19 protein-coding genes are annotated in these 23,755 nt (G+C 67.1%); 12 read left to right on the top strand and 7 right to left on the bottom strand.

The genetic code is table 11. The features are described from left to right. Positions 1-3: 3 nt before the first annotated feature. The 4 genes from OHA10_RS21380 to OHA10_RS21395 are packed head-to-tail and all read right to left on the bottom strand — an operon-like array spanning position 4 to position 4,514. Positions 4-1,389: a glycoside hydrolase family 5 protein gene (locus OHA10_RS21380; protein WP_371400521.1), complete on the bottom strand. Its 1,386-nt coding sequence runs from the start codon at positions 1,387-1,389 to the stop codon at positions 4-6. Next, on the bottom strand, positions 1,386-2,276 hold the full coding sequence (locus OHA10_RS21385; RefSeq protein ID WP_371400522.1) for a carbohydrate ABC transporter permease: 891 nt from the start codon (positions 2,274-2,276) through the stop codon (positions 1,386-1,388). The genes OHA10_RS21380 and OHA10_RS21385 overlap by 4 nt, the downstream gene beginning before the upstream one ends. Then, a complete protein-coding gene (locus OHA10_RS21390; RefSeq protein ID WP_371400523.1) occupies positions 2,276-3,190 on the bottom strand; it encodes a carbohydrate ABC transporter permease in 915 nt (304 codons plus the stop codon). Before OHA10_RS21390 ends, OHA10_RS21385 begins: the two co-directional genes overlap by 1 nt. 7 nt (positions 3,191-3,197) lie before the next feature. After that, positions 3,198-4,514, bottom strand: coding sequence for an extracellular solute-binding protein (locus OHA10_RS21395; RefSeq protein ID WP_371400524.1), 1,317 nt, complete (start codon positions 4,512-4,514; stop codon positions 3,198-3,200). A gap of 303 nt (positions 4,515-4,817) precedes the next feature. Between OHA10_RS21395 and OHA10_RS21400 the strand changes: the two genes are divergently transcribed. Beyond that, complete coding sequence (locus tag OHA10_RS21400; protein WP_371400525.1) at positions 4,818-5,831, top strand: LacI family DNA-binding transcriptional regulator; 1,014 nt, start codon at positions 4,818-4,820, stop codon at positions 5,829-5,831. Here OHA10_RS21400 and OHA10_RS21405 read toward each other — a convergent pair. From OHA10_RS21405 to OHA10_RS21415, 3 genes are read right to left on the bottom strand one after another with little or no spacing between them, the layout of a single operon-like run. After that, positions 5,826-7,838 (bottom strand): glycoside hydrolase family 36 protein, encoded by a 2,013-nt coding sequence (locus tag OHA10_RS21405; protein ID WP_371400526.1) that lies wholly within the window; start codon positions 7,836-7,838, stop codon positions 5,826-5,828. The two genes, OHA10_RS21400 and OHA10_RS21405, sit on opposite strands and share 6 nt — an antisense overlap. Next, entirely contained in the window at positions 7,810-8,595 is a 786-nt protein-coding gene (locus tag OHA10_RS21410) for a FadR/GntR family transcriptional regulator (protein WP_371400527.1), read from the bottom strand. Before OHA10_RS21410 ends, OHA10_RS21405 begins: the two co-directional genes overlap by 29 nt. After that, positions 8,592-9,893 (bottom strand): L-fuconate dehydratase, encoded by a 1,302-nt coding sequence (locus OHA10_RS21415; RefSeq protein WP_371400528.1) that lies wholly within the window; start codon positions 9,891-9,893, stop codon positions 8,592-8,594. Before OHA10_RS21415 ends, OHA10_RS21410 begins: the two co-directional genes overlap by 4 nt. Positions 9,894-10,053: 160 nt before the next feature. On the opposite strand from OHA10_RS21415, the gene OHA10_RS21420 reads away from it, so the two are divergent. From OHA10_RS21420 to OHA10_RS21470, 11 genes are all read left to right on the top strand, one after another. Beyond that, positions 10,054-12,423 (top strand): glycoside hydrolase N-terminal domain-containing protein, encoded by a 2,370-nt coding sequence (locus OHA10_RS21420; protein WP_371400529.1) that lies wholly within the window; start codon positions 10,054-10,056, stop codon positions 12,421-12,423. Between the two features lie 25 nt (positions 12,424-12,448). Continuing rightward, a complete protein-coding gene (locus tag OHA10_RS21425) occupies positions 12,449-13,441 on the top strand; it encodes an ABC transporter permease (RefSeq protein WP_371400530.1) in 993 nt (330 codons plus the stop codon). Then, the gene (locus OHA10_RS21430) at positions 13,438-14,406 is read left to right on the top strand and encodes a carbohydrate ABC transporter permease (RefSeq protein ID WP_371400531.1); all 969 of its coding nucleotides are present in this window, start codon (positions 13,438-13,440) and stop codon (positions 14,404-14,406) included. The genes OHA10_RS21425 and OHA10_RS21430 overlap by 4 nt, the downstream gene beginning before the upstream one ends. A 33-nt stretch (positions 14,407-14,439) precedes the next feature. Then, positions 14,440-16,134, top strand: a complete 1,695-nt coding sequence (locus tag OHA10_RS21435; RefSeq protein ID WP_371400532.1) for an ABC transporter substrate-binding protein — start codon at positions 14,440-14,442, stop codon at positions 16,132-16,134. 33 nt (positions 16,135-16,167) lie between these two features. Beyond that, positions 16,168-17,571 (top strand): alpha-L-fucosidase, encoded by a 1,404-nt coding sequence (locus OHA10_RS21440; RefSeq protein WP_371400533.1) that lies wholly within the window; start codon positions 16,168-16,170, stop codon positions 17,569-17,571. 249 nt (positions 17,572-17,820) lie between these two features. Beyond that, entirely contained in the window at positions 17,821-18,276 is a 456-nt protein-coding gene (locus tag OHA10_RS21445; protein ID WP_371400534.1) for a hypothetical protein, read from the top strand. After that, positions 18,273-20,411, top strand: a complete 2,139-nt coding sequence (locus OHA10_RS21450) for a bifunctional polysaccharide deacetylase/glycosyltransferase family 2 protein (protein WP_371400535.1) — start codon at positions 18,273-18,275, stop codon at positions 20,409-20,411. The genes OHA10_RS21445 and OHA10_RS21450 overlap by 4 nt, the downstream gene beginning before the upstream one ends. A gap of 221 nt (positions 20,412-20,632) precedes the next feature. After that, positions 20,633-20,929: a plastocyanin/azurin family copper-binding protein gene (locus OHA10_RS21455; RefSeq protein ID WP_371400536.1), complete on the top strand. Its 297-nt coding sequence runs from the start codon at positions 20,633-20,635 to the stop codon at positions 20,927-20,929. Next, on the top strand, positions 20,926-21,873 hold the full coding sequence (locus OHA10_RS21460) for a metallophosphoesterase (protein ID WP_371400537.1): 948 nt from the start codon (positions 20,926-20,928) through the stop codon (positions 21,871-21,873). The genes OHA10_RS21455 and OHA10_RS21460 overlap by 4 nt, the downstream gene beginning before the upstream one ends. Further along, positions 21,870-22,286, top strand: a complete 417-nt coding sequence (locus OHA10_RS21465; protein WP_371400538.1) for a hypothetical protein — start codon at positions 21,870-21,872, stop codon at positions 22,284-22,286. Before OHA10_RS21460 ends, OHA10_RS21465 begins: the two co-directional genes overlap by 4 nt. A 3-nt stretch (positions 22,287-22,289) precedes the next feature. Continuing rightward, positions 22,290-23,711, top strand: coding sequence for an FAD-dependent oxidoreductase (locus tag OHA10_RS21470; RefSeq protein WP_371400539.1), 1,422 nt, complete (start codon positions 22,290-22,292; stop codon positions 23,709-23,711). Positions 23,712-23,755 lie beyond the last annotated feature (44 nt).

Raw genomic sequence — 23,755 nt, forward strand, 5'->3', positions numbered from 1 at the left:
GGCTCATCGGAGCCGTACCGCGGTGGCGAGCCGATCGCGGGTCAGGCAGCGATCGAGCCGAAACGAGTCGGCAAGCTCTTGGACCTGCTCGACCCCGAGACCGGCGAACGAGCGGGCGAACTCGTCGACCATCGGTTCGGCGAGCAGGATGTGCCGGACCAGCGTCGCGATCCACTGGCGGCGGCCGAACGGAACCGGATCGAAGTCCGGGAACTCGGTGTCGAAGGTCTGCTCGATCGGGTCGAGCAGGTGCCGGACACCCGTGTCCACGGATCCCCAGGCGTCGACGCCGAGTCGTGCCTTCTTGGCCAGCAGCGGGGCGAGCTGCCGCAGGTACGGCGATTCGGGCGCGGCGTACACGAGTCCCTGGAGCCCGATGTCCTTGTACGTCCACAGACTCCAGCCGGCGCCGTACCGGTCGTAGATGGCGAGCTGGTCGTGCAGCACGCGGTACCGGGATTCGTCGCGCTCCCGGTCGCCGGAGTAGACCGGGCCGAACTCTCCGACCCACAGCGGCGTTCCGGTCTCGCGCATGTACTGCGTGCGTTCGAGGAACTTGGCCTCGAGCGCGTCCCGGTCGACGTAGCGGCCGCGCGAGACCCCGGGGTAGTCGCCGGCGTCCGCGAAACCGGCCAGGGCGTAGTCGTGCACGCTGTACACGGTGTTAGGCCACGGCTCACCGAACAGACCGAACTCGGTCGCGTGGCGGTTCCCGTCGAGGAACAGCACCGTGTCCGGGTCGATCGCGCGGATCGCCGTACGTAGCCGGGTGTAGAACGCGCCGACGGCCTCGCCGCTCGGGGCGGCCGGCTCGTTGAGCAGGTTGTAGCCGGCCACCCACGGGTTGCCGCGGTACCTGTCCGCCAGCCCTTCCCAAAGGTGCACGACGCGGTCCTGGAAATCACGGTGACGCCAGAACAACGAGACGTGGGTCGGGTTGTCGCTGTGCCAGCGCTGGTTCTGGAAACCAGGTGCTGCGTGCAGGTCGATGACGACGTACAGCCCGTGCCGCGCACAGATGTCGACCGCACGGTCGAGCAGCCGGAATCCTTCCTCCTTCAGGTGTCTGGGTTCATCGTCGTTCTCGAAATGCCGGTAGTTGATTGCCACCCGCACACAGTTGTGGCCCAGCGACGCCAGGTACGCCGCATCCGCGTCGGCGAAGAAGGTCTCGTAGAAGCGGTCGAAGAACGCCTCGTAAACCTTCTCGCCCAGCACCTTGTGCAGGGCCTGACGCTGCAGGTCCTCGGTCGCGGGGTAGCCGGTGATGAAGTTCTCCATGCTGAGCCATCCGCCCAGACCCACCCCGCGAAGCCGGACTGCCTGCCCGGCCCGCGTCACCAGCTCACTGCCGAACACTGTCAGCGCGACCTCGTCGCCGGGGCTCATCGGCTGAACCCCGCGGTCAGGCCGGAGACGAGGTAGCGCCGCCCGAGCACGTACAGCACGACCATCGGCAAGGTCGACAGCACCACCGCGGCCAGTACGCCCGGAATCTGCACCGTGAACTCGCCCTGGAACGCCCACAGCGACAGGGGAAGTACGCGTCGGGACTCGCTCTGCGTCAGGATCAGCGGGAAGAGGAAGCCGTTCCAGGCGTTGAGCCCGTCGTAGATGGCCACGGTGACCAGAGCCGGCCGGACCAGCGGCAGCGCGAGGCGGATGAGCGTCTGCCACTCGGAGGCGCCGTCCATCCGCATCGACTCGAACAGCTCCTGTGGTACGTCGCGGAGGAAGTTGACCAGGATCAGTACGGTGACGGGGATCGCGAACGCGACCGACGGCAGGATCAGCCCGAGCAGGCTGTCGTAGAGCCGTAGCCGGGTGATCAGGTAGTACAGCGGGATGATCGTCGCGTGCAGCGGGATGGCCAGCCCGAGCAGGAAGACCGAGAACGTCAGCCGGACCATCCGGCCGGTGCCGCGGACCACGGTGTACGCCGCCAGCAGCGACACCGCGAGCGTCGCCGCGACCGCGGCCGCGGTGACGATCACGCTGTTCGCGACGTACCGGACGAAATCGTGCTGGATCACCGCGGCGTAGTTGTCGAGAGTCGGGTCGGTCGGCAGTGCGAGTGGATTGCCGGCGAAGAATCCGGCCTGCCGGCGGAAGCTCGTCACGACGATGAAGTAGATCGGGACGATCACGATCGCCAGCCAGACAAGGCCTCCGACCGCTCCGGGGACGTTGCCGCGATACCGACGTACGGCGGTCGTGCCGGTGGGTTCGACGGGCAGATCGGTGGACGTCGAGGGTTGCGTGTCCAGGTCGAGCATCACAGTCCCTCCTGCTGACTCTGCATCCGGTTGAAGCCGGAGAAGCGGGTGAATCCGACGGCCACCAGCAGCCCGGCGACCACGAGGATCGCGGCGAGTACGCTCGCTCCGCCCATGTCGTTGGCGGAGAAGCCGGTCAGATACATGTCCAGTGGCAACAGCCGGGTGCTGTAGCCGGGACCGCCTCCGGTGAGGACGAACACCACGTCGAAGTAGGTCAGCGAGCCGACCACCATCAGCGTCGACGAGGTCACCAGCGTGTACCGCAGCTGCGGCAACGTGATCCACCGGAACTGCTGCACCGGGCCGGCGCCGTCGATCATCGACGCCTCGTAGAGCGACGCCGGGATCTGCCGGACGCCGGCTTGGTACAGCAGGGTGTGGAAGGGGATGAACTGCCAGGCGATCACGAAGACGACCGTGGCGAGGACCAGTTGCGGATCGCCTAGCCAGTCCCGGGACAGGAAGCTCCAGCCGACCGCGCGGCTGATACCGAAGTTCGGGTCGAGGATCGCTTTGAAGGCGATCGCCACTGCTGCCGAGGAGAACAGCAACGGGACGAAGTACAGCACTGCGAGGACGTTGCGATAGCGCTGCCGGCCCGCGGTGAAGATGCCGAGAAACAGACTCAGCGGGGTCTGGACGAGCCACGACAGCACGATGATCTTCAGACTGAGCAGGGCCGCGTGGCCGGTGACCGGATCCGCGAGCACCCGGGTCCAGTTCCGCAGGCCGGTCCAGTGCGGAGCGCTGAGACCGTCCCAGGCCATCAGGCTCAGCACTGCGACACCGGCCAGCGGGATCAGGGCGAAGACCACGAAGAACGCGAGCGCGGGCAGCGTCCACCAGGCACTCGGGCCGGCGCGGTAGCCCCGCGCCGTCCCGGTGCCCGTTGGGGGAGGGGTGCTGTTCACGCTGTCCTCACGAACCCAGCGTCTTGTTCATGTTCGCGGAGAACTGCGTCGGCGTGATCTGCTTGAGGAACACCTGCTGCAGATTCGTCAGCAGAGCGTCGCCCTGCGCCGGTGACAGCGCCTGGTCCCAGGACAGCTGGAAACTCGGCGCTTGCTGGGCGGAGTCGTAGATCGTGGTGAGGTACGGCGCGTCGGAGGCGGACGCGAGCTTGGCCTGCACCCCTGTTGTCGGCGGAACGAGGCCGATCTTGAGCAGCGCGTCCGTGTACGCGTCGGTGGTCAGGCCGCCGCGCAGGTAGTCGAGTGCGATCTTCTTCTGCTGTTGAGAGGCTTTCGCCGACACTGACCAGTAGTTGCTCGGGTTGCCGACGACGTTCTTGACATCGCCCTTGCCGCCGGCAACTGCCGGGAAGGGGAGGTATCCCAGCTTGCCGCCGGACAGGAACGACGGATCACCGGTCTGGATCGTCTGGTAGGCGCTGGGCAGGTTGAGGTTCATCGCGGCCTTGCCGGTGTACAGCAGCGCGACGTCCGCCCCGGTCTTCGTGGAGATCGACGAGAAACCGTTGACGAAGCCGCCGGCGTCGACGAGCTGCTGGATCATCGTGTTCGCTTTGATGAAGGCGGGGTCGGACCAGGCGTCCGGAGTGTTGGCGAGCACTCGCCGCATGACATCCGGTCCACCGATGCGGTCGACCAGGTACTCCTCCCACATCAGCAACGGCCACTTGTCCTGCCCGCTGACCGTGATCGGCGCGATGTTGGCGGCCTTGAACCGTGGGACGAGCTGGAGGAGCTGGTCCCAGGTGGTGGGCGGCTGCGCACCGATCCGCTGGAAGAGTTCCTTGTTGTAGTAGATGACCGCCGGCTTCACGCCGTTGTTCGGTACTGCGTAGAGCTTGTCGCCGATCTGCCCGACCTTCGTCACCGACGGCAGGAAATGTCCCGTGGTGTCCGAGCCGATCGAACCGGTCAGGTCGTCGACGGCGCCCGCGTCGACGTACGACTTCAGGATGCCTCCGGCCCAGCCGAAGATCAGCGTCGGTGCTTGCCCGGCGCCGACGGCGCTGCGGACTTTCTGCTTGTAGGCGTCGTTCTCGAAGGACTGGACCTTGATCTGCTCGTCCGGGTGGGCCTTGTTCCAGGCGTCGAACGACGCCCTGAAGGTGGCCTCCGTCGGACCGGTCAGGATCCACGCGGTGGCGCTGTCGGCGCCGCCGCTCGATCCCGGTCCGGACGAGCCACAACCGGCCACGCCGGCAACGACGGCAAGGGCGGTGACGATGGATGCCACCGCGGACCGGCGGCGAAAGGAACGATTCATGACAACCCTCTCCAACTGCGCACCGCACAGCGGCACGGCCAACGGGAGAACTGCTGACAGCGGGCAGGCGGACAGCGGTGGTGCGCCTGTGTGGCGGGGGCGCGGGCGGAGGATGGGCCCGCGGAGCCGCGTGAGAAGAATGCGGTGAAAGTTTCAGAATCTTTCGACTCGAACGCTAAGGTCCGGTCGCATCCGCGTCAAGATCTCGACACCGTCGAGGTGTGAACTCGCGCGGACCCACGGTGGAACCCGGCGCGTGTAAAATGTCGGGACGGGCCCCGAAAATTTCTGTAGGGAGTCACTGTGGCCAAGGCGGACCGCGTGAAGATCGCCGACATCGCCCGAGCCGCCGGTGTCTCGGCTCCGACCGTGTCGAAAGTTCTGAACGGCCGTTCGGAGGTGGCCCCGGAGACCCGCGAGCGGGTCCGCGAGGTGCTCCGGTCGCACAACTACCAACGACGGCCCAGCGGGAAGCAGCCGCGCGCCGGGCTGGTGGACCTGGTCATCAAGGAACTGGCGACGCCGTGGTCGGTCGAGATCATCCGGGGTGCGGAGGATGCCTGCCGGGAAGCCGGCATCGGGCTGGTGGTCTCCGCCGTACACAGCGCCCAGGCCGATGCTCAGCGTTGGCTGGACAACCTTGCCGGCCGGCACTCCGACGGTGTCCTGCTGGCGGTCTCCGATCTGGGCAGCGCCGAGCGTGAGCGGCTGGATGCGTTGGGCGTTCCGCTGGTGCTGATCGATCCCATCGGCGATCCGGATCCGAACATCGCGTCGATCGGGGCGACCAACTGGGCCGGCGGCCTGGCCGCGACCGAGCACCTGGTCGAGCTGGGGCATCGCCGGATAGCAATGATCGCCGGCCTGCCGAACCTGCTGTGCACACAGGCCCGGTTGGGCGGTTATCGCGCCGCGCTGGAACGCGCAGGCATCACTCCCGATCCAGACCTGCTGCGCTTCGGCGATCACTTCCCGCCGAGCGGCCGGGCCGCGGCGCTCGAGTTGCTGGACCTGCCCGAGCCGCCCACCGCGATCTTCGCCGGAACGGACCTGCAGGCCTTCGGCGCCTACAAGGCCCTGCAGTCGCGGGGCGTCCGCATCCCCGAAGACATCAGCGTGGTGGGGTTCGACGATCTGGCTGCGTGCGACTGGGTGACGCCGCCGTTGACCACCGTGCAGCAGCGTCTCGTCGACATGGCGCGGATGGCGGTGCAGGTGATCATCGACGGTGGCACCGACTCCGGCGAGGCCAGCCGGATCGAGCTGGCCACGTCGCTCACGGTCCGGGAGAGCACGGCGCCGCCTCGGGCGTCATGAGCGCGTGAGGCGCAGTACGCGTGCGGATGGTTCGGGGGAGTTCGCTGTGACAGTGAGGGTGTCGTCGGTCCAGGTGTAGGTCCAGTCGGTGTTCTCGGTGGGGAAGTGGGGATCGATCGTCGCTCGCGGGAGGGCGAGGGTGACGGTGGAGGGTCCCGGCGCGCGGTGCCAGAGGGTCAGGTAGGAGACGTCCGGGCCGTCGAGCGACAGGGCGAGCCAATCGTCGGTCCAGGTCGGGAGTCCGAGCGGCCAGGTGGGCACGAGCGTGTCGAGATCTTCGAGGATCACGCGATGTGCGGTCAGGGCGGACCGGACCAGGTCGAGCTCGGCCGGCGTCATGCGGTTGAGGTGGCCGGACAGGTACAGGCGGCCGGGGATGCCGTTGACGAGCGCGAACGTGAACGCTTCGCGTGTGGTTCCGCTGATCGGATACGCCCAGTGGCCGGCCTGCTCGGGCAGTACGGCGGCCGGAGCGGCCGCCGTGATAGGTGCGTAGAGCAACGGATCTTCCTGGTCCGAGGTCGACTGCAGGTGCAGCCTGGACAACATCGCGTAGTCCATCCGCATCGCGCCCGACGCGCAGTTCTCGATCAGCAGGTCGGGGTGCCGGGTGTGAAGATCGTCCAGCCAGTCGAGCAGTGCTCGTTGGTGTTCGAGCAGTCCGTGGCCGAGCGACGTACCGTCCTTGTCGGTGCCCGGACCGGTCATCGTGTTGTTGTCGAACTTGAAGAACCCGATGCCGAAGTCGTGAACCAGTCGGTCGACCGTCGCGTCGAGATGCTTGCGGGCGGCCGTACTGCGCAGGTCGAGCAGGTAGCGGCCGGACTCGGCGACGCGGCGGCCGCGGCGGGTCAGGAAGGCCTCGTCCGGTAGTTCGTGGGCGATCGGTGAGCGGACGCCGATCACCTCGGGCTCGAGCCAGAGGCCGGGCGTCATGCCGTGCGAGTGGATCCGGTCGATGACCTCGGCCAGCCCGTTCGGGAAGCGGGTGGTCGACGGTTGCCAGGCTCCGACGGTGTTCCACCAGTCGCCTTCGGCGTACCAGCCGGCGTCGATGCAGAAGTAGTCGGCTCCGACGCTCGCGGCCGCGTCGATCAGTGGAAGGAGCTTCTCGGTCGTGGGATCGCCCAGCAGGGTGTTCATGTAGTCGTTGAAGATCACCGGCATGCGGGCGTCGGCCGTACGCCGATGACGTATCGCCCGGCGTTGCCGGGTCAGGGCGGCGAACACGCTGTCCCGGTCGACACCGGCGACGAGCGAGACGGGCACGGTCGTGAACGGCTTGTCTGCGGTGAGTTCGACGGACCACTGGTGCTCCTGGTCGGTCGGTCCGCTCAACAGCAGGTATCCGCCGCGCCTGGCTTCGCCGAGCTCGTAGTGCCACGGCCCGTTGTGCTCGATCTGCCAACCGAGCGCGTACGACGGTCCGAGGAGGACGCCGATGGGCAACCGTTCCCCGCTCGACCAGGAACCGCTGTTGGTCACCGTGTACCGGCTCCTGGCGACGTGATGATGCGCGTCGCTGACGATGTCGGCCAGCGCCTCGGAGCGCAATGCGTGGGACGACCAACGATTCTCCGCCATCCAGCTGTTGGCGGCGGTGAACAGCTCGGCGTCGATGGACGGAAGGCCGACAACCAGGGACGAGAGGAAGGTCAGCTCGAGTGTGCCGGGTCCCGTCATCGAGGCTTCGGACCAGGCGCGTACGCCGGCTCCCGCCTCGAACACGCTGGCGATCCGCAGACCGGAGTCCGGCTCCTCCTGGACGATGCGCAAGGTGCCGTCGCCTTCGTCGTGGCTGACGTAGCGCAGCTGCTGCCCGAGGGTGGTGTCGACGTGCCGGTAGGTGCTCGGCGAGAGTCCGGACCCGATCGCCGAGACCTCGACCAGCGGCTGACCGGGAACCACCCCGTCGGCTCGGGAGCCTACGCCGATCAGCCGCACCGGACCGTCGTCGAGCGCGAACGTCAGGGTCAGGTCAGGACTGCTCCAGCGCAGGAGATTCATCCACAGGTCTCGTTTCGTCGTCGGTGCGGCGGCGGGTCTCGAGCAGGTAGTCCTCGACCGTGAACAGATGGGTGGCCATCCGGATCCGGGCCCGGTCGGGGTCGTGCGCGGTCAGCGCGGCGAGGATCGAGAGGTGCTCGCCGTGGGCGGTCTCGTCGGCGCCCGGTTGGGTGATCGATCGGCGCAGGCGGTCGCGCATCGTGCGTCCGCCCAGCGCGTTGATCAGTGCGGCGAGCACCGGGTTGTCGGCCGCGTCCGCGATGATCCGGTGGAAGGCGATGTCGTTCTCGATCACGGTCTCGTGATTGGGTTCGGCGAGCCGCAGTTCGGTCTCGTTGTGGCGCAGCAGTTCGGCGGCAGCCTCGAGCTCGGTCGGCGCGATCTGACGCGCTGCCAGTCCGGCCGCCTCGGTCTCGAGGACCCGTCGTACCGCGTGCAGATGATGTGTTCCGCTGCGGTCCTGCAGGTCGACCACGAAGCCGATCGGTGCGAGCAGCATCGACGGATCCAGCTTGGTGACGTAGGTGCCGTCACCTTGCCGGGTCTCGAGCACGCCCATCATCGACAGCGCGCGAACCCCTTCCCGCAGCGGGTTCCTGGAGACGCCGAGCGCCGCGGCGAGGTCCTTCTCGACCGGCAGCCGGTCGCCCGGCCGGAGCTCGCCGTCGATGATCAGCTGCCGGATGCCCTCGATCACGACGTCGGTCTGCGAGATGCCGGCCGGGCGCACTCCGTCGACCACCTTGCCAGGGGTCATGGCAGTGGTTCCTGTTCTGCCTGGGCCGACCAGTAGGTGCCGTCCGGAAAGCGGTACGTCTGTAGTGACTCCCTGTGCATCTCGGCACTGTAACCGGGCATGTCCGGAAGCACGTACGCACCGTCCCGGACCACGCAGGGGTCGACGAAGTGCTCGTGCAGGTGGTCGACGTACTCCGTGACCCGGCGGTCGAGGCTGCCCGAGACCGCGACGTAGTCGAAGATCGCCAGGTGCTGCACGAGTTCGCACAGGCCGACGCCGCCCGCGTGCGGGCAGACCGGTACGTCGAAGCAGGCCGCGAGCAGGTAGACCGCGAGTACTTCGTTGACGCTGCCGAGGCGGGCCGCGTCGAGCTGGCAGTAGTCGATGGCACCGGCCTGGAACATCTGCTTGAACAGCACCCGGTTCATACCGTGCTCGCCGGTGGCGACGCCGATCGGGGCGACCGCCTTGCGGATCGCGGCATGGCCGAGGATGTCGTCGGGGCTGGTGGGCTCCTCGATCCAGAGCGGGTCGAACTCGGCCAGCGCCTTGATCCACTCGATCGCCTGCGGGACCTCCCAGACCTGGTTCGCGTCGATCATCAGGTGACCGTCCGGGCCGAGCACCTCGCGGGCGATACCGCAGCGCCGGATGTCGTCGTCGAGATCGGCGCCGACCTTGAGCTTGACATGTTTGTAGCCGGAGGCAACGGCCTCTTCACAGAGCCTGCGCAGCTTGGCATCGGAGTACCCGAGCCAGCCGGCCGACGTCGTGTAGCACGGGTAGCCGGAGGCCTCGAGCTCCTCGATTCGTTGCTTTCGGCCCCCTTCTTGGCGGGCCAGCAGCTCGACCGCCTGATCGGCCGTCAGGACGTCGCTCAGGTAGCGCAGGTCGGCGGCCTCGACGAGTTCCTCGGGTGACATCTCGGCCAGCAGTCGCCACAGTGGTGCGCCGGCCAGCCGGGCGGCGAGATCCCAGACCGCGTTCATCACCGCGGCCAGGGCGAGATGGATGACGCCCTTGTCCGGGCCGAGCCAGCGCAACTGGCTGTCGGACTGCAGTTCGCGGTAGATGCCGCCGAGGTCGCCGCAGAGTTCGGCGACGTCACGACCGAGCAGCGGCTGGGCGCGTTGGCGTGCCGCCTCGACGCAGAGGTCGTTGCCTCGGCCGATGGTGAACGTGAAGCCGTGCCCGGACAGTCCGGGAGCGTCGGTGTGCAGCACGACGTACGCCGCTGAGTAGTCGCCGTCCTTGTTCATCGCGTCCGAACCGTCGCGGGTCAGCGAGGTCGGGAAGCGGACGTCGACAACCTCCACCGAAGTGATCCGTGGCATGGCGGCCCTCACATCCGTTCCACAGAGATGGGATCTTTCTGCCTATTCGATGGCGTTCAGTATGGACCAATCGGAGGAGCGGCGCTACGATCCCGGCAATTCATAGGATTAATACCTCGTCTTCACGACGGAGGACCTCAGTATGGGCAACCTGGTGAGCTCGGACCGGTCCGGTATGCAGCGCTTGTACTACGACCGCCCGGCCGAGACATGGCTGGAGGCGTTGCCGCTCGGCAACGGCCGTCTCGGCGCGATGTGTTTCGGTGGGACCGGCCAGGATCGGATCGGCCTGAACGACGAGACGCTGTGGTCCGGCGGTCCGGAGACCGCGCGATTGCTCTCGACTCCGATGGGTGCGACCGGCGCCGAGGCCGTCCAGGCAGTACGGGACGCACTCGCGGCGGGCGACATCCGCCGGGCGCACGAGTTGGCCGGTGGATTCCACTCCGGCTACGGCCAGGCGTACCTGCCGTTGGGCGATCTCCTGCTGGCGATTCGCCTCAACGGCATCGCTCCGGCCCACGTCACGCAGTACCGGCGGGAACTCGATCTCGACTCCGCGACGGCAACGGCGGAGTACGAGGTCGGCGGGATCGCCGTGCGGCAAGAGGCCTTCGTCAGCGCACCGGACGACGTCCTGGTCGTGCGATTGACGGCATCCGAGCCGGTGCTGGGACTGACCTGCAGCCTGACCTCGCAGTTGCCCTCGCAGGCTCATGCCGTCGAGGACGGACTCGGGTTGTTGCTACAGGCACCGGCCGATGTCGCGCCTCCGCATCGCGGCGACGTTCAGGAACCGGTGCGGTACTCCGACGGCCCCGATCGTGGCATGGAAGCGGCCATCGCGCTGCGGGCCGTGAGCGACGGGGAGATCCGCGCAGACGAATCCGAGCTCACGATCGAGGACGCAACCGAGATCACGCTGATCCTGTCGAGCGGCACCGGGTACGACGGCCCGTCGACCACGCCGACCCGATCGGCAATGGAGTGCTGGACCGCCGCGGATCAGACAGTGCTTGCGGCGCGCACCGGCGCGTACGACGAACTGCTGGATGATCATCGTGAGGATCACCGGCGGTTGTTCCGTCGTTCGTCGCTCGAGCTGACCGGGTCGGACCAGTCCGACTTGCCGACCGACGTACGCGTGGCGCGCGCGGTCGACGCCGAGGACCCCGCGCTGGCGGCGTTGCTGTTCAACTACGGCCGCTATCTGATGGTCGCGGGTTCGCGATCGGGCGGCCTGCCGACCAACCTGCAAGGGATCTGGAACGACATCCTCCGTCCGCCGTGGAGCAGCAACTACACGGTCAACATCAACACCGAGATGAACTACTGGCCGGCCGAGACGACCAACCTGTCCGAGTGCCACGAACCGTTGCTCCGCTATATCGGTCAACTCGCGCGAGCCGGGCGTGCGACGGCCAGGGAACGGTACGGCTGCGGCGGCTGGACCGCGCACCACAACGCCGACGCCTGGTGCTGGTCGTACCCGGTCGAGGGCGATCCGCGATGGTCGAACTGGCCGATGGCAGGCGCGTGGCTGTCCCGTCATCTGTGGGATCACTACGAGTTCACCGGCGATCTCGAGTTCCTCGGCGAGTCATGGCCGGCGCTACGCGGGGCGGCGGAGTTCTGCCTCGACTGGTTGACGGAGATGCCCGACGGCACCCTCGGTACGTCGCCCTCGACGTCACCGGAGAACGACTACATCGCCGACGACGGACTGCCGGCTTCGGTGACCCTGTCGTCGACGATGGACCTGGCGCTCATCTCGGATCTCTTCCAGCGGGTCGAGCAGGCGGCCGAACTCCTCGATGTCGTCGATCCCCTGGTCGGTGAGCTGTCCACCGCCCGCAAGCGACTGCCCGAACCGCCGGTCGGCGCACGAGGACAGCTGCAGGAGTGGGCGGCCGACCTCACCGAGGAAGATCCCCACCACCGGCACATGTCGCACCTGGTCGGTCTGCACCCCGGCGATGCGATCACACCGGACGGTACGCCGGGCCTCGCAGCCGCGGCGGCGCGCACCCTGGACCTGCGCGGCGACGAGGCCACCGGTTGGTCGCTGGCGTGGAAGATCAATCTGCGAGCCCGCCTTCGCGATGCGGAAGCGGCGCACCGCCTGGTCCGTGCGTTCCTGAAGCCGGCTGACGATACGGCGAAAGGTCGGCCGGGCAGCGGCGCGGGTGTCTACCCGAACCTGTTCTGCGCACATCCGCCGTTCCAGATCGACGGCAACTTCGGTGCGACGGCGGGGATCGCGGAGATGTTGCTGCACAGCCACACCGGCGAACTCGAACTGTTGCCCGCGCTGCCGGCCGAATGGCCGAGCGGACGGGTGACCGGCCTGCGGGCTCGCGGCGGAGTCACGGTCGACATCGCGTGGACACCGCACGGCGTGGAAGCAGTCCTGACCGCCGATCGGGACCAGGAACGGGTCGTACGCCACGGCAACGACCGGGTGCCGGTCAGGTTGAGCGCCGGTATCGGCCACCGCGTGAGCTCGATCTGATCGTCGGCCCGGACGAGGAGGTTTCATGGCAACCCTGACAACCATCCGGCCACCGGCCGGCGAGACACCAGCGCGGTCCCGCCGTCGCGGCAGACGGGAGCGTCCCGGGATCAAGGGGCTACGCCGCAGTCTGCGCCGGCACTGGACCCTCTACCTGTTGATGGTCGTGCCGCTGATCTGGTTCGTGGTGTTCAAGTACATCCCGATGTCGAACGCGGTGCTGGCGTTCAAGAGCTACAACGTGATCAAGGGCATCTGGGGGAGCCCGTGGGTGGGCTGGCAGAACTTCGACCTGTTCTTCCACAACCCGGTGTTCTGGACCCTGGTGAAGAACACCTTCGTACTGTCGCTCTACACGGTCGCGGCCAGCTTCCCGATCGCGATCATCCTCGCGCTCGCGCTGAACGAGGTCCGCACCGGACTGTTCAAGAAGACCGTCCAGCTGGTCACGTACGCGCCGTACTTCATCTCGACCGTGGTCGTCGTGTCGATGACGATCCTGGTGCTGTCGCCACGACTCGGCATCGTCAACGAGGGCCTCGGGTTCTTCGGCGTACCGTCCGTCGACTTCCTCGGGAACCCCGACTACTTCCGCCACATCTACGTCTGGTCCGACGTCTGGCAGACCACCGGGTACTCCGCGGTCATCTATCTCGCCGCGCTGGCCGGGATCGACCCGGCGCTGCACGAGGCGGCGAAGGTGGACGGCGCGGGCCGGCTGCGCCGGATCCTGCACGTGGACCTGCCGGGGATCATGCCGACGGCGGTGATCATCCTGGTCCTTGCTGTCGGCAACATCATGGCGATCGGGTTCGAGAAGGCGTTCCTGCTGCAGAACCCGCTCAATCTCAGCGAGTCGGAAATCATCGCCACCTACGTCTACAAGACCGGCCTGCTGAACGCCGATTTCAGCGGTGCGACCGCGGTCGGCCTGTTCAACTCGGTCATCAACCTGGCGCTGCTGCTGATGGTGAACACCATCGCCAAGCGGGTCACCGGAAACGGACTGTGGTCATGAGCACCCGAACCGAAATGCCGACGCTGCCGGCAGCTCCGCCGAAGCCGACCAAGCGGACCGAACGCCGGGCCGCGCGGGCGCGCCGGATCCGCGAGTCCCGGACCGACCGGATCTTCCTGTTCTGTGTGTACCTGCTGCTGGCGGTGTTCCTCGTGGTGGTGCTGGCGCCGTTGCTGTACATCGTGGCCAGCTCGTTCAGCAGCCCCGAAGCCGTCTCGGCCGGACGGGTGCTGTTCTGGCCGGTGGACTTCTCGCTGCGTGGCTACCACGCGGTCTTCGAGAACCCGCAGATCGTCCAGGGTTACCTGAACTCGTTGTTCTACACGGTCGTCGGCACGATCGTCTCCGTCACGATGACGGTCGCGATCGCGTACCCGATGTCGCGTCGTACCTTGGTAGGCCGCAACGTCGTGATGACCGCCATCCTGTTCACGATGCTGTTCACCGGCGGCCTCATCCCGACGTACCTGGTGGTCCAGTCGGTCGGGCTGCTGGACACCCGGTGGGCGCTGATCGTCCCGCAGGCCATCGGGGTCTGGCAGGTCATCATCGCCCGTACCTACTTCCGCACCGCCATTCCCGAGGAGCTGGTCGAGGCGGCCGAGCTGGACGGCTGCGGTGACCTGCGGTTCCTGTGGTCGGTGGTGATCCCGCTGGCCAAACCGATGATCGCGGTGGTCGCGCTGATGTACGCGATCATGCAGTGGAACTCGTACTTCGACGCACTGATCTACCTGAAGAATCCGGATCTGTTCCCGCTGCAGCTGGTACTGCGGAACATCCTGATCCTCAACACCACCGGTGGCGGCGCGGTCGACGCGTCCGTCGTCATCCAGCGCCAGCAACTCGCCGACCTGCTCAAGTATTCGCTGATCGTGGTCGCCAGCGTTCCGGTACTGCTCATCTATCCGTTCGTCGCGCGCTATTTCACCAAGGGAATCCTGATCGGCGCTGTGAAGGGCTGATCTCCTGCTTCACCTCGACCCTGTGAGGGAACTATGTCTGTAAAACTCAGTAGGCGGAGGCGCGCCGCGATCGCCGGCACCAGTCTCCTGGCACTCGCCCTTGCGGCCTGTTCGGGCGGAGGCAGCTCGGACGACTCGCAGGGCAAGCCGTTGCCCACGATCAGCGGGAATCCCGCGATCACGCTGAACGTCTTCTCGCCGCAATCGGCCGACACGAACCTCGCCACGAACGACTTCACCAAGCTGATCAAGCAGAAGTTCAACCTCACCATCAAGTGGCAGACCACGACGTTCGACGGCGGCCCGTCGAAGGAGAAGCGGCAGATCTCGCTGGCCAGCGGCGACTACCCGGACCTGTACCTGCTGATCCCGTGGGTCGACCAGTTCAGCACGGCGGACCTGTTGAAGCTGTCGAACCAGGGCGTCGTCGTACCGCTGAACCAGCTGATCGACCAGTACGCGCCGAACATCAAGAAGGCGCTGGACTCCACCCCGGAGTGGAAGGCGATGGCGACCGCCCCGGACGGCAAGATCTACGGCATCCCGCAGTGGGTCGACTGCTTCCACTGTTCGTACCCGGACAAGCTGTGGATGAACTCGGCCTGGCTGAAGAAGCTGGGCCTCGAGCAGCCGAAGACCACCGAGGACCTGCGGAAGGTGCTAGAGGCGTTCAAGACGCAGGACCCGAACGGCAACGGCAAGGCCGACGAGATCCCGCTCAGCGCGAACGTCCGCGACAACCTCATCCCGTACTTGATGAACGCCTTCATCTACGACCCGCAAGGGCAGAACAACAGCGGCGGCAACAACACCACACTGGTTCTCAACAACGGCAAGGTCGACATCCAGGCCAACAAGGACGGCTGGCGCGACGGCCTGAAGTACATCAACTCGCTCTACAAAGAAGGCCTGATCGACAAAGGCGCCTTCACGCAGAACCCGGACGCGATGCAACAGCAGGGCAACCACGGCGGCTCGGTCATCCTCGGCGCGGGCACCGTCATGCACCCGGGCATCTTCGTCACCGTCGGTTCGGCGGACGGGCGGGACAAGCAGTACGACGCGGTACCGCCGCTGACCGGTCCGAGTGGCGCGAACTACGCCAGCTACGTCTTCCCGAGCATTCCCGGCGCCACGTTCGTCCTGACGTCGAAGGCGACGCCGGAGAAGCAGATCCAGGCGATCAAGATGCTCGACTACATCTTCACCGACGAGGGACAGAACAACGGACAGTTCGGTTCTGAGGGCAAGGCCTGGACCAAGCCCGGTCCCGGCGACGTGGCGCTCGACAAGTCGCTGAAGCCGAGCTTCAAGCAGATCCCGCTGAAGCCCGGGTCGAAACCGCGGAACAGCGGCTGGGGCGCGCTGGCGCAGTACAACAACACCGCGAAGTACCGCAACTCCGAGGTCATCGACACCGACATCCACTCGCAGGCGGGGTACGAGCGCAAGCTGTTCGAGGCCACCAAGCTGTACGCCGGCCACGAGGACAAGGCACAGATCTACCCGTTCTGGAAGGTGTGGATCGACCCGTCGCTCGCCAACGAGGTCGCGACGCTGCAGACCAACCTCGAGAACTACATCCAGCAGAACTCCCTGCAGTTCGTCACCGGGTCGAAGAACATCGACACCGACTGGGACGCCTACGTCAAGGGCCTGGACGGCCTCGGCCTCAAGCGGTATCTCGAGATCCAGCAGACCGCCTACGACAAGATTCCCAACAAGTAACCCCGGCCCTTCACCACCGACGAGGAGCGACCAGTGCCGTTCGACGCAACTTTCGAGTCCCTGAGTACGTTCGAATGCCCGGACTGGTTCCGGAATGCGAAGCTCGGCATCTGGTCGCACTGGGGTCCGCAGTCGGTCCCGCGGTACGGCGACTGGTACGCGCGCAACATGTATCGGGAGGGAACCGATCAGTACCGCTACCACCTGCGGACCTACGGGCACCCGTCGCAGTTCGGCTACAAGGACGTCGTACAGCTGTGGAAGGCCGAGAAGTTCGACCCACAGGACCTGATGGACCGGTTCGTCGCCGCGGGTGCCCGGTACTTCGTGGCGCAGGCGGTGCACCACGACAACTTCTTCAACTACGAGTCGGCCATCCACCGGTGGAACTCGGTGAAGGTCGGTCCGGGCAAGGACATCCTTGCGCTGTGGAAGGCCGCCGCCGATAGTCACGGGCTGCCGTTCGGCATCACCGAGCACCTCGGCGCGGCCCTCACCTGGATGTCGGTCAACAAGGGCAGCGATCGCTTCGGACCGTACGACGGGGCCGATCCGGCCAGCCGTGATCTCTATCTGGACAACAGCCGGTATCTGCAGGACGTCGACGTACCGGACCCGTGGTACAGCGACGATCCCGCGTGGCACCGGCACTGGCTCGAGGCCGTGACCGAGATGATCGACCGGTACCAGCCCGACCTGCTGTACTCCGACGGGCCGCTGCCGTTCGGCGAGGCGACGTACGAGCCTGGTCTGCGCGCGGTGTCACACCTGTACAACACGAGTGCCCGGATCCACGGCGCGAACCGGGCGGTCTACCAGCAGAAGGACCGCCGGCCCGAGGTGAGCGCCGTCGGGATGATGGACATCGAACGGAGCCAGACCCCAGGCATCCAGCCTCGGCCCTGGCAGACCGACACGTCGGTCGGCGACTGGTTCTACAACGTCCGCGACGTCTACAAGACCGCCGGCCACGTGATCGAACTGCTCGTCGACATCGTGTCGAAGAACGGGAACCTCCTCCTCAACGTGCCACAACAGCCCGACGGCAGCCTCGACCTCGAATGCACCCGACTGCTCGACGACCTCGGCGCTTGGACGAAGGTCTGCGGCGAGGGCATCTACGGCACCCGGCCGTTCACAGTGTTCGGTGAAGGACCGTCGAGCGTCATCATCGACGGCTTCACCGAGGACCGCGTGAACTGGACGAGTTCCGACTACCGGTTCACCCGCCGCGACAACACCGTCTACGCGTTCCAACTGTCCTGGCCGGACGACCGCCGCGCCGTGATCCACAGCCTCGTCGGCGAGTCCGTGACCGGCGTACGTCTCCTCGGCCACGGACCCGTACCTTTCGAGCAGGCTCACGGCATCCTGGTCGTCCAGCTACCCGAAACCGCTCCCCTCGAGGTCGCCAACTGTCTCGCCGTCGAGCTGTGAGGCGCGTTGCAGCAAGCTGCAACCTTGCCGACTGAGGCTTGACTTACTTGGCGGGCCCGGCGGCTCGAATGCCTTGTAAAACAGAGGTTTTAACGTCCCACACGCTCTCCGGATCGAGTAAGCTCCGCGCTTGTGAAACCGCCTTCCGCTCGGCGGCCTGTTTTCCTGGACTCCACCGGGCGCCGTCGTCGTACCATCCGCAGAACCGGCGCCTTCCTCGCGGTGCCTACCGTCGGTTACCTCGTCCTCATGGCCAGTAGTCTCCTCGGTGGTCCGCGGATGGACACGCCCCTCATTCCGCTGCCCGAGGCCGCCAAACCCCACCACCGGCCGACCCCGCCGCCGGCCGAAGCCGCGGCGGAGACGCCCAGGCCGACTGCGGATCACACGGCGCCGCCGGGTGACGGACCGACTACCGAACCGTCGTCGACTTCCGGTACGGCGGACCCGACCGCGACTCCGACGACCGGGCCGACGACCGGGCCGACAACCGGGCCGACAACTGTCCCGACCACAGGGCCGTCCACGCCGCCTGTGCCGCCCGGGACGGCTGCGCCCCCGACGGTCACGATCGCCCCGACCACCGGGCCCGGGCGGACGAATTCGCCGACCACGACCCCCGTCCCGACGTCGACCACGACGACCACGCACGGCAACAAGCCGACGACCGCACCCGGTCGGACGAAGACGCCGAACAAGCCGTGAGTAGACCGGTAGCGCGGCGGGCCAAACCGGTCCCGCTGCGGACGCACTGGATCGTGCTGACGATGCTGCTGGTCTGTCTGGCCAGCATGCTGTTGCTCAACGGCTACACGCACCACATGTTCGGCGCGGAGCCCGACGGCGCGGTGAAGTCGGCCGGCGGGTCCGGCGCGGTACCGCGGTCGATCCTGAAGGGCGGGCCGGTGATCGACGCCGGTGCCGGTGCACCGCGGTCGGTGTCGCCGCAGGCCCGGACGATCGCCTTGACCTTCGACGACGGGCCGGATCCGGTGTGGACGCCGAAGGTGCTGGATCTGCTGCGGGCACAGCACGTGCACGCGACGTTCTTCGTCGTCGGTACAGCGGTCGCGGCGCATCCGGAGCTGGCGCGGCGGATTGTTGCCGAAGGCCACCAGATCGCCGTACACAGTTTCACGCACGCGAATCTGTCGACCGTGGCCGGTTGGCGGCGCGCGCTGGAGCTCCGGCAGAGCCAGCTGATCCTCGCGGGCGCCACCGGAGTCAGCACGACGCTGCTGCGGCCGCCGTACTCGTCGGAGCCGAACGCGTTGACCGACCGCGACTGGGCGGCGCTGCAACAGATCCGGGATGCCGGGTACCTGTCGGTGCTGACCACCCAGGACAGTGAGGACTGGCGTCGTCCCGGGACCGAGCAGGTGATCGCCAACTCGATGCCGCGCAGCTCGGCCGGGCAGGTGCTGCTGATGCACGACGCCGGCGGCGACCGTAGCCAGACAGTCGAGGCGCTGAGCAAGCTCTTGCCCCGGCTGAAGGCACGCGGGTTCCGGTTCGCGACGGTCAGCGACGCCGTCGGCCTGCCGGATCCGACCCACCAGGCCGGTCTCCTCGAGCGCGGCCGGGGTCTCGCGGTGATCTGGGCGATGCGGATCAGCGACGCTGTCCTGTCGGTGCTCACGTGGCTCTTGTACGCCGCCGGCGCGTTGAGTGTGCTGCGTGCGATCACCACTGTCGTCGCTGCTCGGCGGCATGCCCGGATGCGCGACTGGAGTTGGGGACCGCCTGACGCCGGACCGGTGACGGAGCCGGTCAGCGTGATCGTTCCGGCGTACAACGAGAGCGCGGGAATCGAGGCGGCGATCCGGTCGCTGGTGGCCTCCGACCATCCGATCGAGGTGATCGTCGTCGACGACGGCTCGACCGACGGTACGGCGGATCTCGTCGAGGCGCTCGGCATCCCTGGGGTCCGGGTGATCCGGCAGGCGAACGCGGGCAAGCCGGTCGCGCTCAACACGGGGCTGCAGGCGGCACGGTTCGAGCTGATCGTGATGGTGGACGGCGACACGGTGTTCGAGCCGGACGCGGTGCGGCAGCTGGTGCAGCCGTTCGCGGAGCCGAGCGTCGGTGCGGTGTCGGGCAACGCCAAGGTCGGCAATCGCGGTGGACTGCTCGGGCGCTGGCAGCACATCGAGTACGTGATCGGGTTCAACCTTGACCGGCGATTGTTCGACCTGGCCGAATGCATGCCGACGGTCCCGGGCGCGGTCGGCGGGTTCCGCCGTACGGCGCTGGAACGCATCGGCGGGCTCAGCGACGTGACTCTGGCGGAGGACACTGATCTGACGATGGCCTTGTGTCGCGACGGATGGCGGGTCGTCTACGAGGAGAGCGCGGTGGCGTGGACCGAGGCGCCGGCGTCGCTCGGTGCTCTGTGGCGGCAGCGGTACCGCTGGTGCTACGGCACGCTCCAGGCGATGTGGAAGCATCGCGGCGCGATGGTGCAGCGGGGTCGGGCCGGGAAGTTCGGCCGCCGCGGCCTGACCTATCTCATGCTCTTCCAGGTCCTGCTTCCGCTCCTCGCTCCGGTGGTGGACGTCTTCGCCATTTACGGCTTGGTGTTCCTGAACCCGGTGCGGGTGCTGGCGGTCTGGCTCGGCTTTGTCCTGCTGCAGCTGGGGATGGGCTTCTACGCCTTCCGCCTCGACGGCGAACGCGCCGGCCCGTTGTGGACCCTCCCACTCCAACAGTTCGTCTACCGCCAGCTGATGTACCTGGTCGTCATCCAGTCGGTCTTCACCGCGCTGGCCGGCACCCGCCTCCACTGGCAACGAATGCAACGCTACGGCAGCCTGCAGGCCCCACTCGACGTCCAGCCCTGATTGCGCGAAGGGTTAGCGCGTAACCCGGCTGCCTATCGATGGGCATGAGAAATCTCCGTGGAACACGACGTTTCGTCACGGCTCTCGCGGCGGTCGGTTGCCTGACCGCGGTCGCCGCGTGCGGCGGCGGTACGAACAGCCAGAGTCAGGCTCAGCCGGCTGACAGCCCTGCGGCCACGGCTTCCTCCCAGCCGTCTCCCACCGACTCGGAGATGCCTGGTATGTCGATGTCACCGGCGGCTCCCGCCGGTGCCGCGGTCAGCACCAACACGGTGGACATCAAGGAGTTCGCGTTCGGGCCGCAGAGTGTCACCGTCAAGGTGGGCACCACGGTGACCTGGACGAACGACGACCAGGATCCGCACACGGTGACCAGCCAGAACGGCAGCGGCCCGCTGAAGTCGAGCACGCTGCAGAAAGGCGACAAGTTCCAGTACAAGTTCACGAAGGCCGGCACGTTCGACTACCTGTGCACCATCCACCCGTTCATGACCGGAACGGTGGTGGTCACGGCATGAGCGTCGAGGACGATCACAGCCCGGAGGGGATGACGCGTCGGCAGTTGATGCGTCATACCGCCTGGTTCGGTGCGGCGGTGGTGCTGACCGTGACCGGGGGCGAGGTGATCAGCCAGATCGCGCGTCCGGGCGAGCAGCCGGTGGCCCTCGCGAAAGACCCGAACGCCTTACGGTTCGTGCAGATCAGCGACAGCCATCTCGGGTTCAAAGGCACCGCGAACGCCGCCGTCGAGCAGTCCTTCGCGGATGCGATCCAGCAGATCAACGCGCTGCCGTACCGGTCCGATTTCGTCGTCCACACCGGTGATCTGACCCACTTGTCGACGCCCGCGCAGTTCGACCAGGTCAAGCAGATGATGGGGGGTCTGAACACGGGGCACGTGTTCACCGTGCCGGGCGAGCACGACTCGATCGACGACCACGGTCAGAAGTACCGCAAGGCCTTCGGCAAGGGGACCGTCGGGGACGGCTGGTACAGCTTCGACCTCGGCGGGGTGCACTTCATCTCGCTGGTGAACACGTTGAGTCTGGAGAGCCTCGGGCATCTCGGGAAGGATCAGGTCGAGTTCGTCCGGCAGGACACCGCGAAACTGTCCGCGGACACCCCCATCGTGGTGTTCAGTCATATCCCGCTGTTCGCGCTGTACCCCAAGTGGGGTTGGGGAACCGACGACGCCACCCAGGCGCTGAGCTACCTGAAGCGGTTCTCCTCGGTGACGTGTCTGAACGGTCACATCCACCAGCTGTTCACCAAGACCGAAGGCAACATCACCTTCCACAGTGCGACCACCACGGCGTACCCGCTACCGCGGCCGGGTGAGCGGCCCGCGCCGACCCCGGTCACGCTGCCGGCCGGAAAGCTGAAGGATGCGCTGGGCATCCGCGAGGTCCAGTACGTCGAAGGCAACGACCGGCTCGCGATCAAGGACGTGAAACTGGCATGAGAACCTTTCGTCCCACTCTGGCCGCGCTGCCGGTGGCGTTCTGCCTCGCGGTCGCCGGTTACATCCACGCGCAGTTGTACGTGCGCAGCTATCACGCCATCCCGTACATCGGGACGTCCTTCCGCTGGGACGCGGCCGCTTCGTTCGCGGTCGCGGCGCTCCTGCTGGTCCGGAACGCGACCGTCCTGCGGGTCGTCGCGATCGGCCTGTGTTTCAGCGGGCTCGGCGGTTTCGCCGGATCCCGGACGGTGGGACTGTTCGGCTTCACCGAGCGGGGTTGGCAGCCTGCTCCACAGGCGCTGCTCAGCGTGCTGGCGTGGGTCGCCGCGCTGATCCTGCTCCTGGTTCCGTTCCGGAAGCAGCTGATCGAGCGCCGGGTGCCGCGAGCACTCGGTGCCGGGGGAGGCGAGTAGCGCATGAAGATGTCTCGAGCAGTGGTTCTCGGGGGCAGCGTCGCCGGGTTGCTGACGGCGCGGGTGCTCAGCGAGCACTTCGAGCGAGTGGTCATCGTCGAGCGTGACGAACTGAGCGGGGAGTGGGCCGGGGATCCGGTCGCTGATCCGCGCGAGCGGGAGGTACGACGCGGCGTGCCTCAGGGCCGGCACGCGCATGGATTGCTCGCGGCCGGGCTGAATGTCGTCGAAGAGTTGTTCCCGGGAGCGACCGAGGAGTTGGTCGCGGCCGGGGTGCCGAGTGGCGACGTACTGGGCAACATTCGGTTCTGCACGAACGGATTCCGGTTGCGTCAGGTGCCGATCGGGATGACCGCGCTGTCGTTCAGTCGCCCGTACCTGGAGAGCTATCTGCGATCGAAGGTGTTCGCGCTGCCGGGCGTCGAGGTGCGGTGCGGTGTGGACATCATCGGTGTCGACACCGATGTCGCCGCGACGCGCGTGACCGGAGCGTTCGTACAGGAGCGCGGAGCGACCAGGCTGGAAGCCGTCCCTGCCGAGCTCGTCGTCGATGCGACCGGACGTGGGTCGCGGGCTCCGCGGTGGCTGGCCGACCTCGGCTACGAGCGCCCCCGGGAGGAGCAGTTGCACGTCGACCTCGCGTATGTGTCGCGGCACTACGCCGTCGACCCGGCGTTGCTCGACGGCGATATCGCGATCATCATCGGGCCGAGCGCGGCGGCGCCTCGCGGCGGGGCGGTGATGCTGCAAGAGGCCGGCCGGGCGGTCATCACGTTGTACGGGATCCTCGGCGATCATGCGCCGCTCGACGATGCCGGGTACCGGGCCTACGCACGGCGGTTGCCGCTGCCGTACGTCGCCGACATCGTCGAGGCGTCGATACCGCTCGACGACCCGGTGAAGTTCCGCTTTCCCGGCAGCGTCCGGCATCGGTACGACGAGGCGCGGCGGTTCCCGAAGGGGTTCGTGGTGGTGGGTGACGCGCTGTGCTCGTTCAACCCGATGTACGGACAGGGGATGTCGGTCGCGGGAGTCGAGGCGCTCCGTCTCGGCGAAGCTCTGACCCGCGGCGGTGCCGAAGGGTTCGATGCGTTGAGGTTCTTCCGGGACGTCCGTCCGGTGATCGACATTCCGTGGCAGATCGCGACCGGCGGCGACGCCACACTGCCCGGCGTCGACGGTCCGCGCGACGCCCGCTCCCGGATGGTGAACCGCTACCTCGACCGGTTGTACGCCGTCGCGGCGTACGACGAGGTGGTGTCGAAGGCGTTCAGCCGGGTCACGAATCTGCTGGATCCGCCCGCGGCGCTGCTGCGTCCGGCGATCGCGGCTCGGGTCCTCAGCCCGGTGCGACGTACACGGTGGAACGGATCGGACCGAGGAGCGAACGCCACGAGAAATAGGCATCAGGCCGGACGGATCTAGGCATCGATGCCGATCCGCGACCCGTCGTACCGTCGGTAGCTTCG

Source organism: Kribbella sp. NBC_00662, assembly GCF_041430295.1.
Classification (GTDB): domain Bacteria; phylum Actinomycetota; class Actinomycetes; order Propionibacteriales; family Kribbellaceae; genus Kribbella.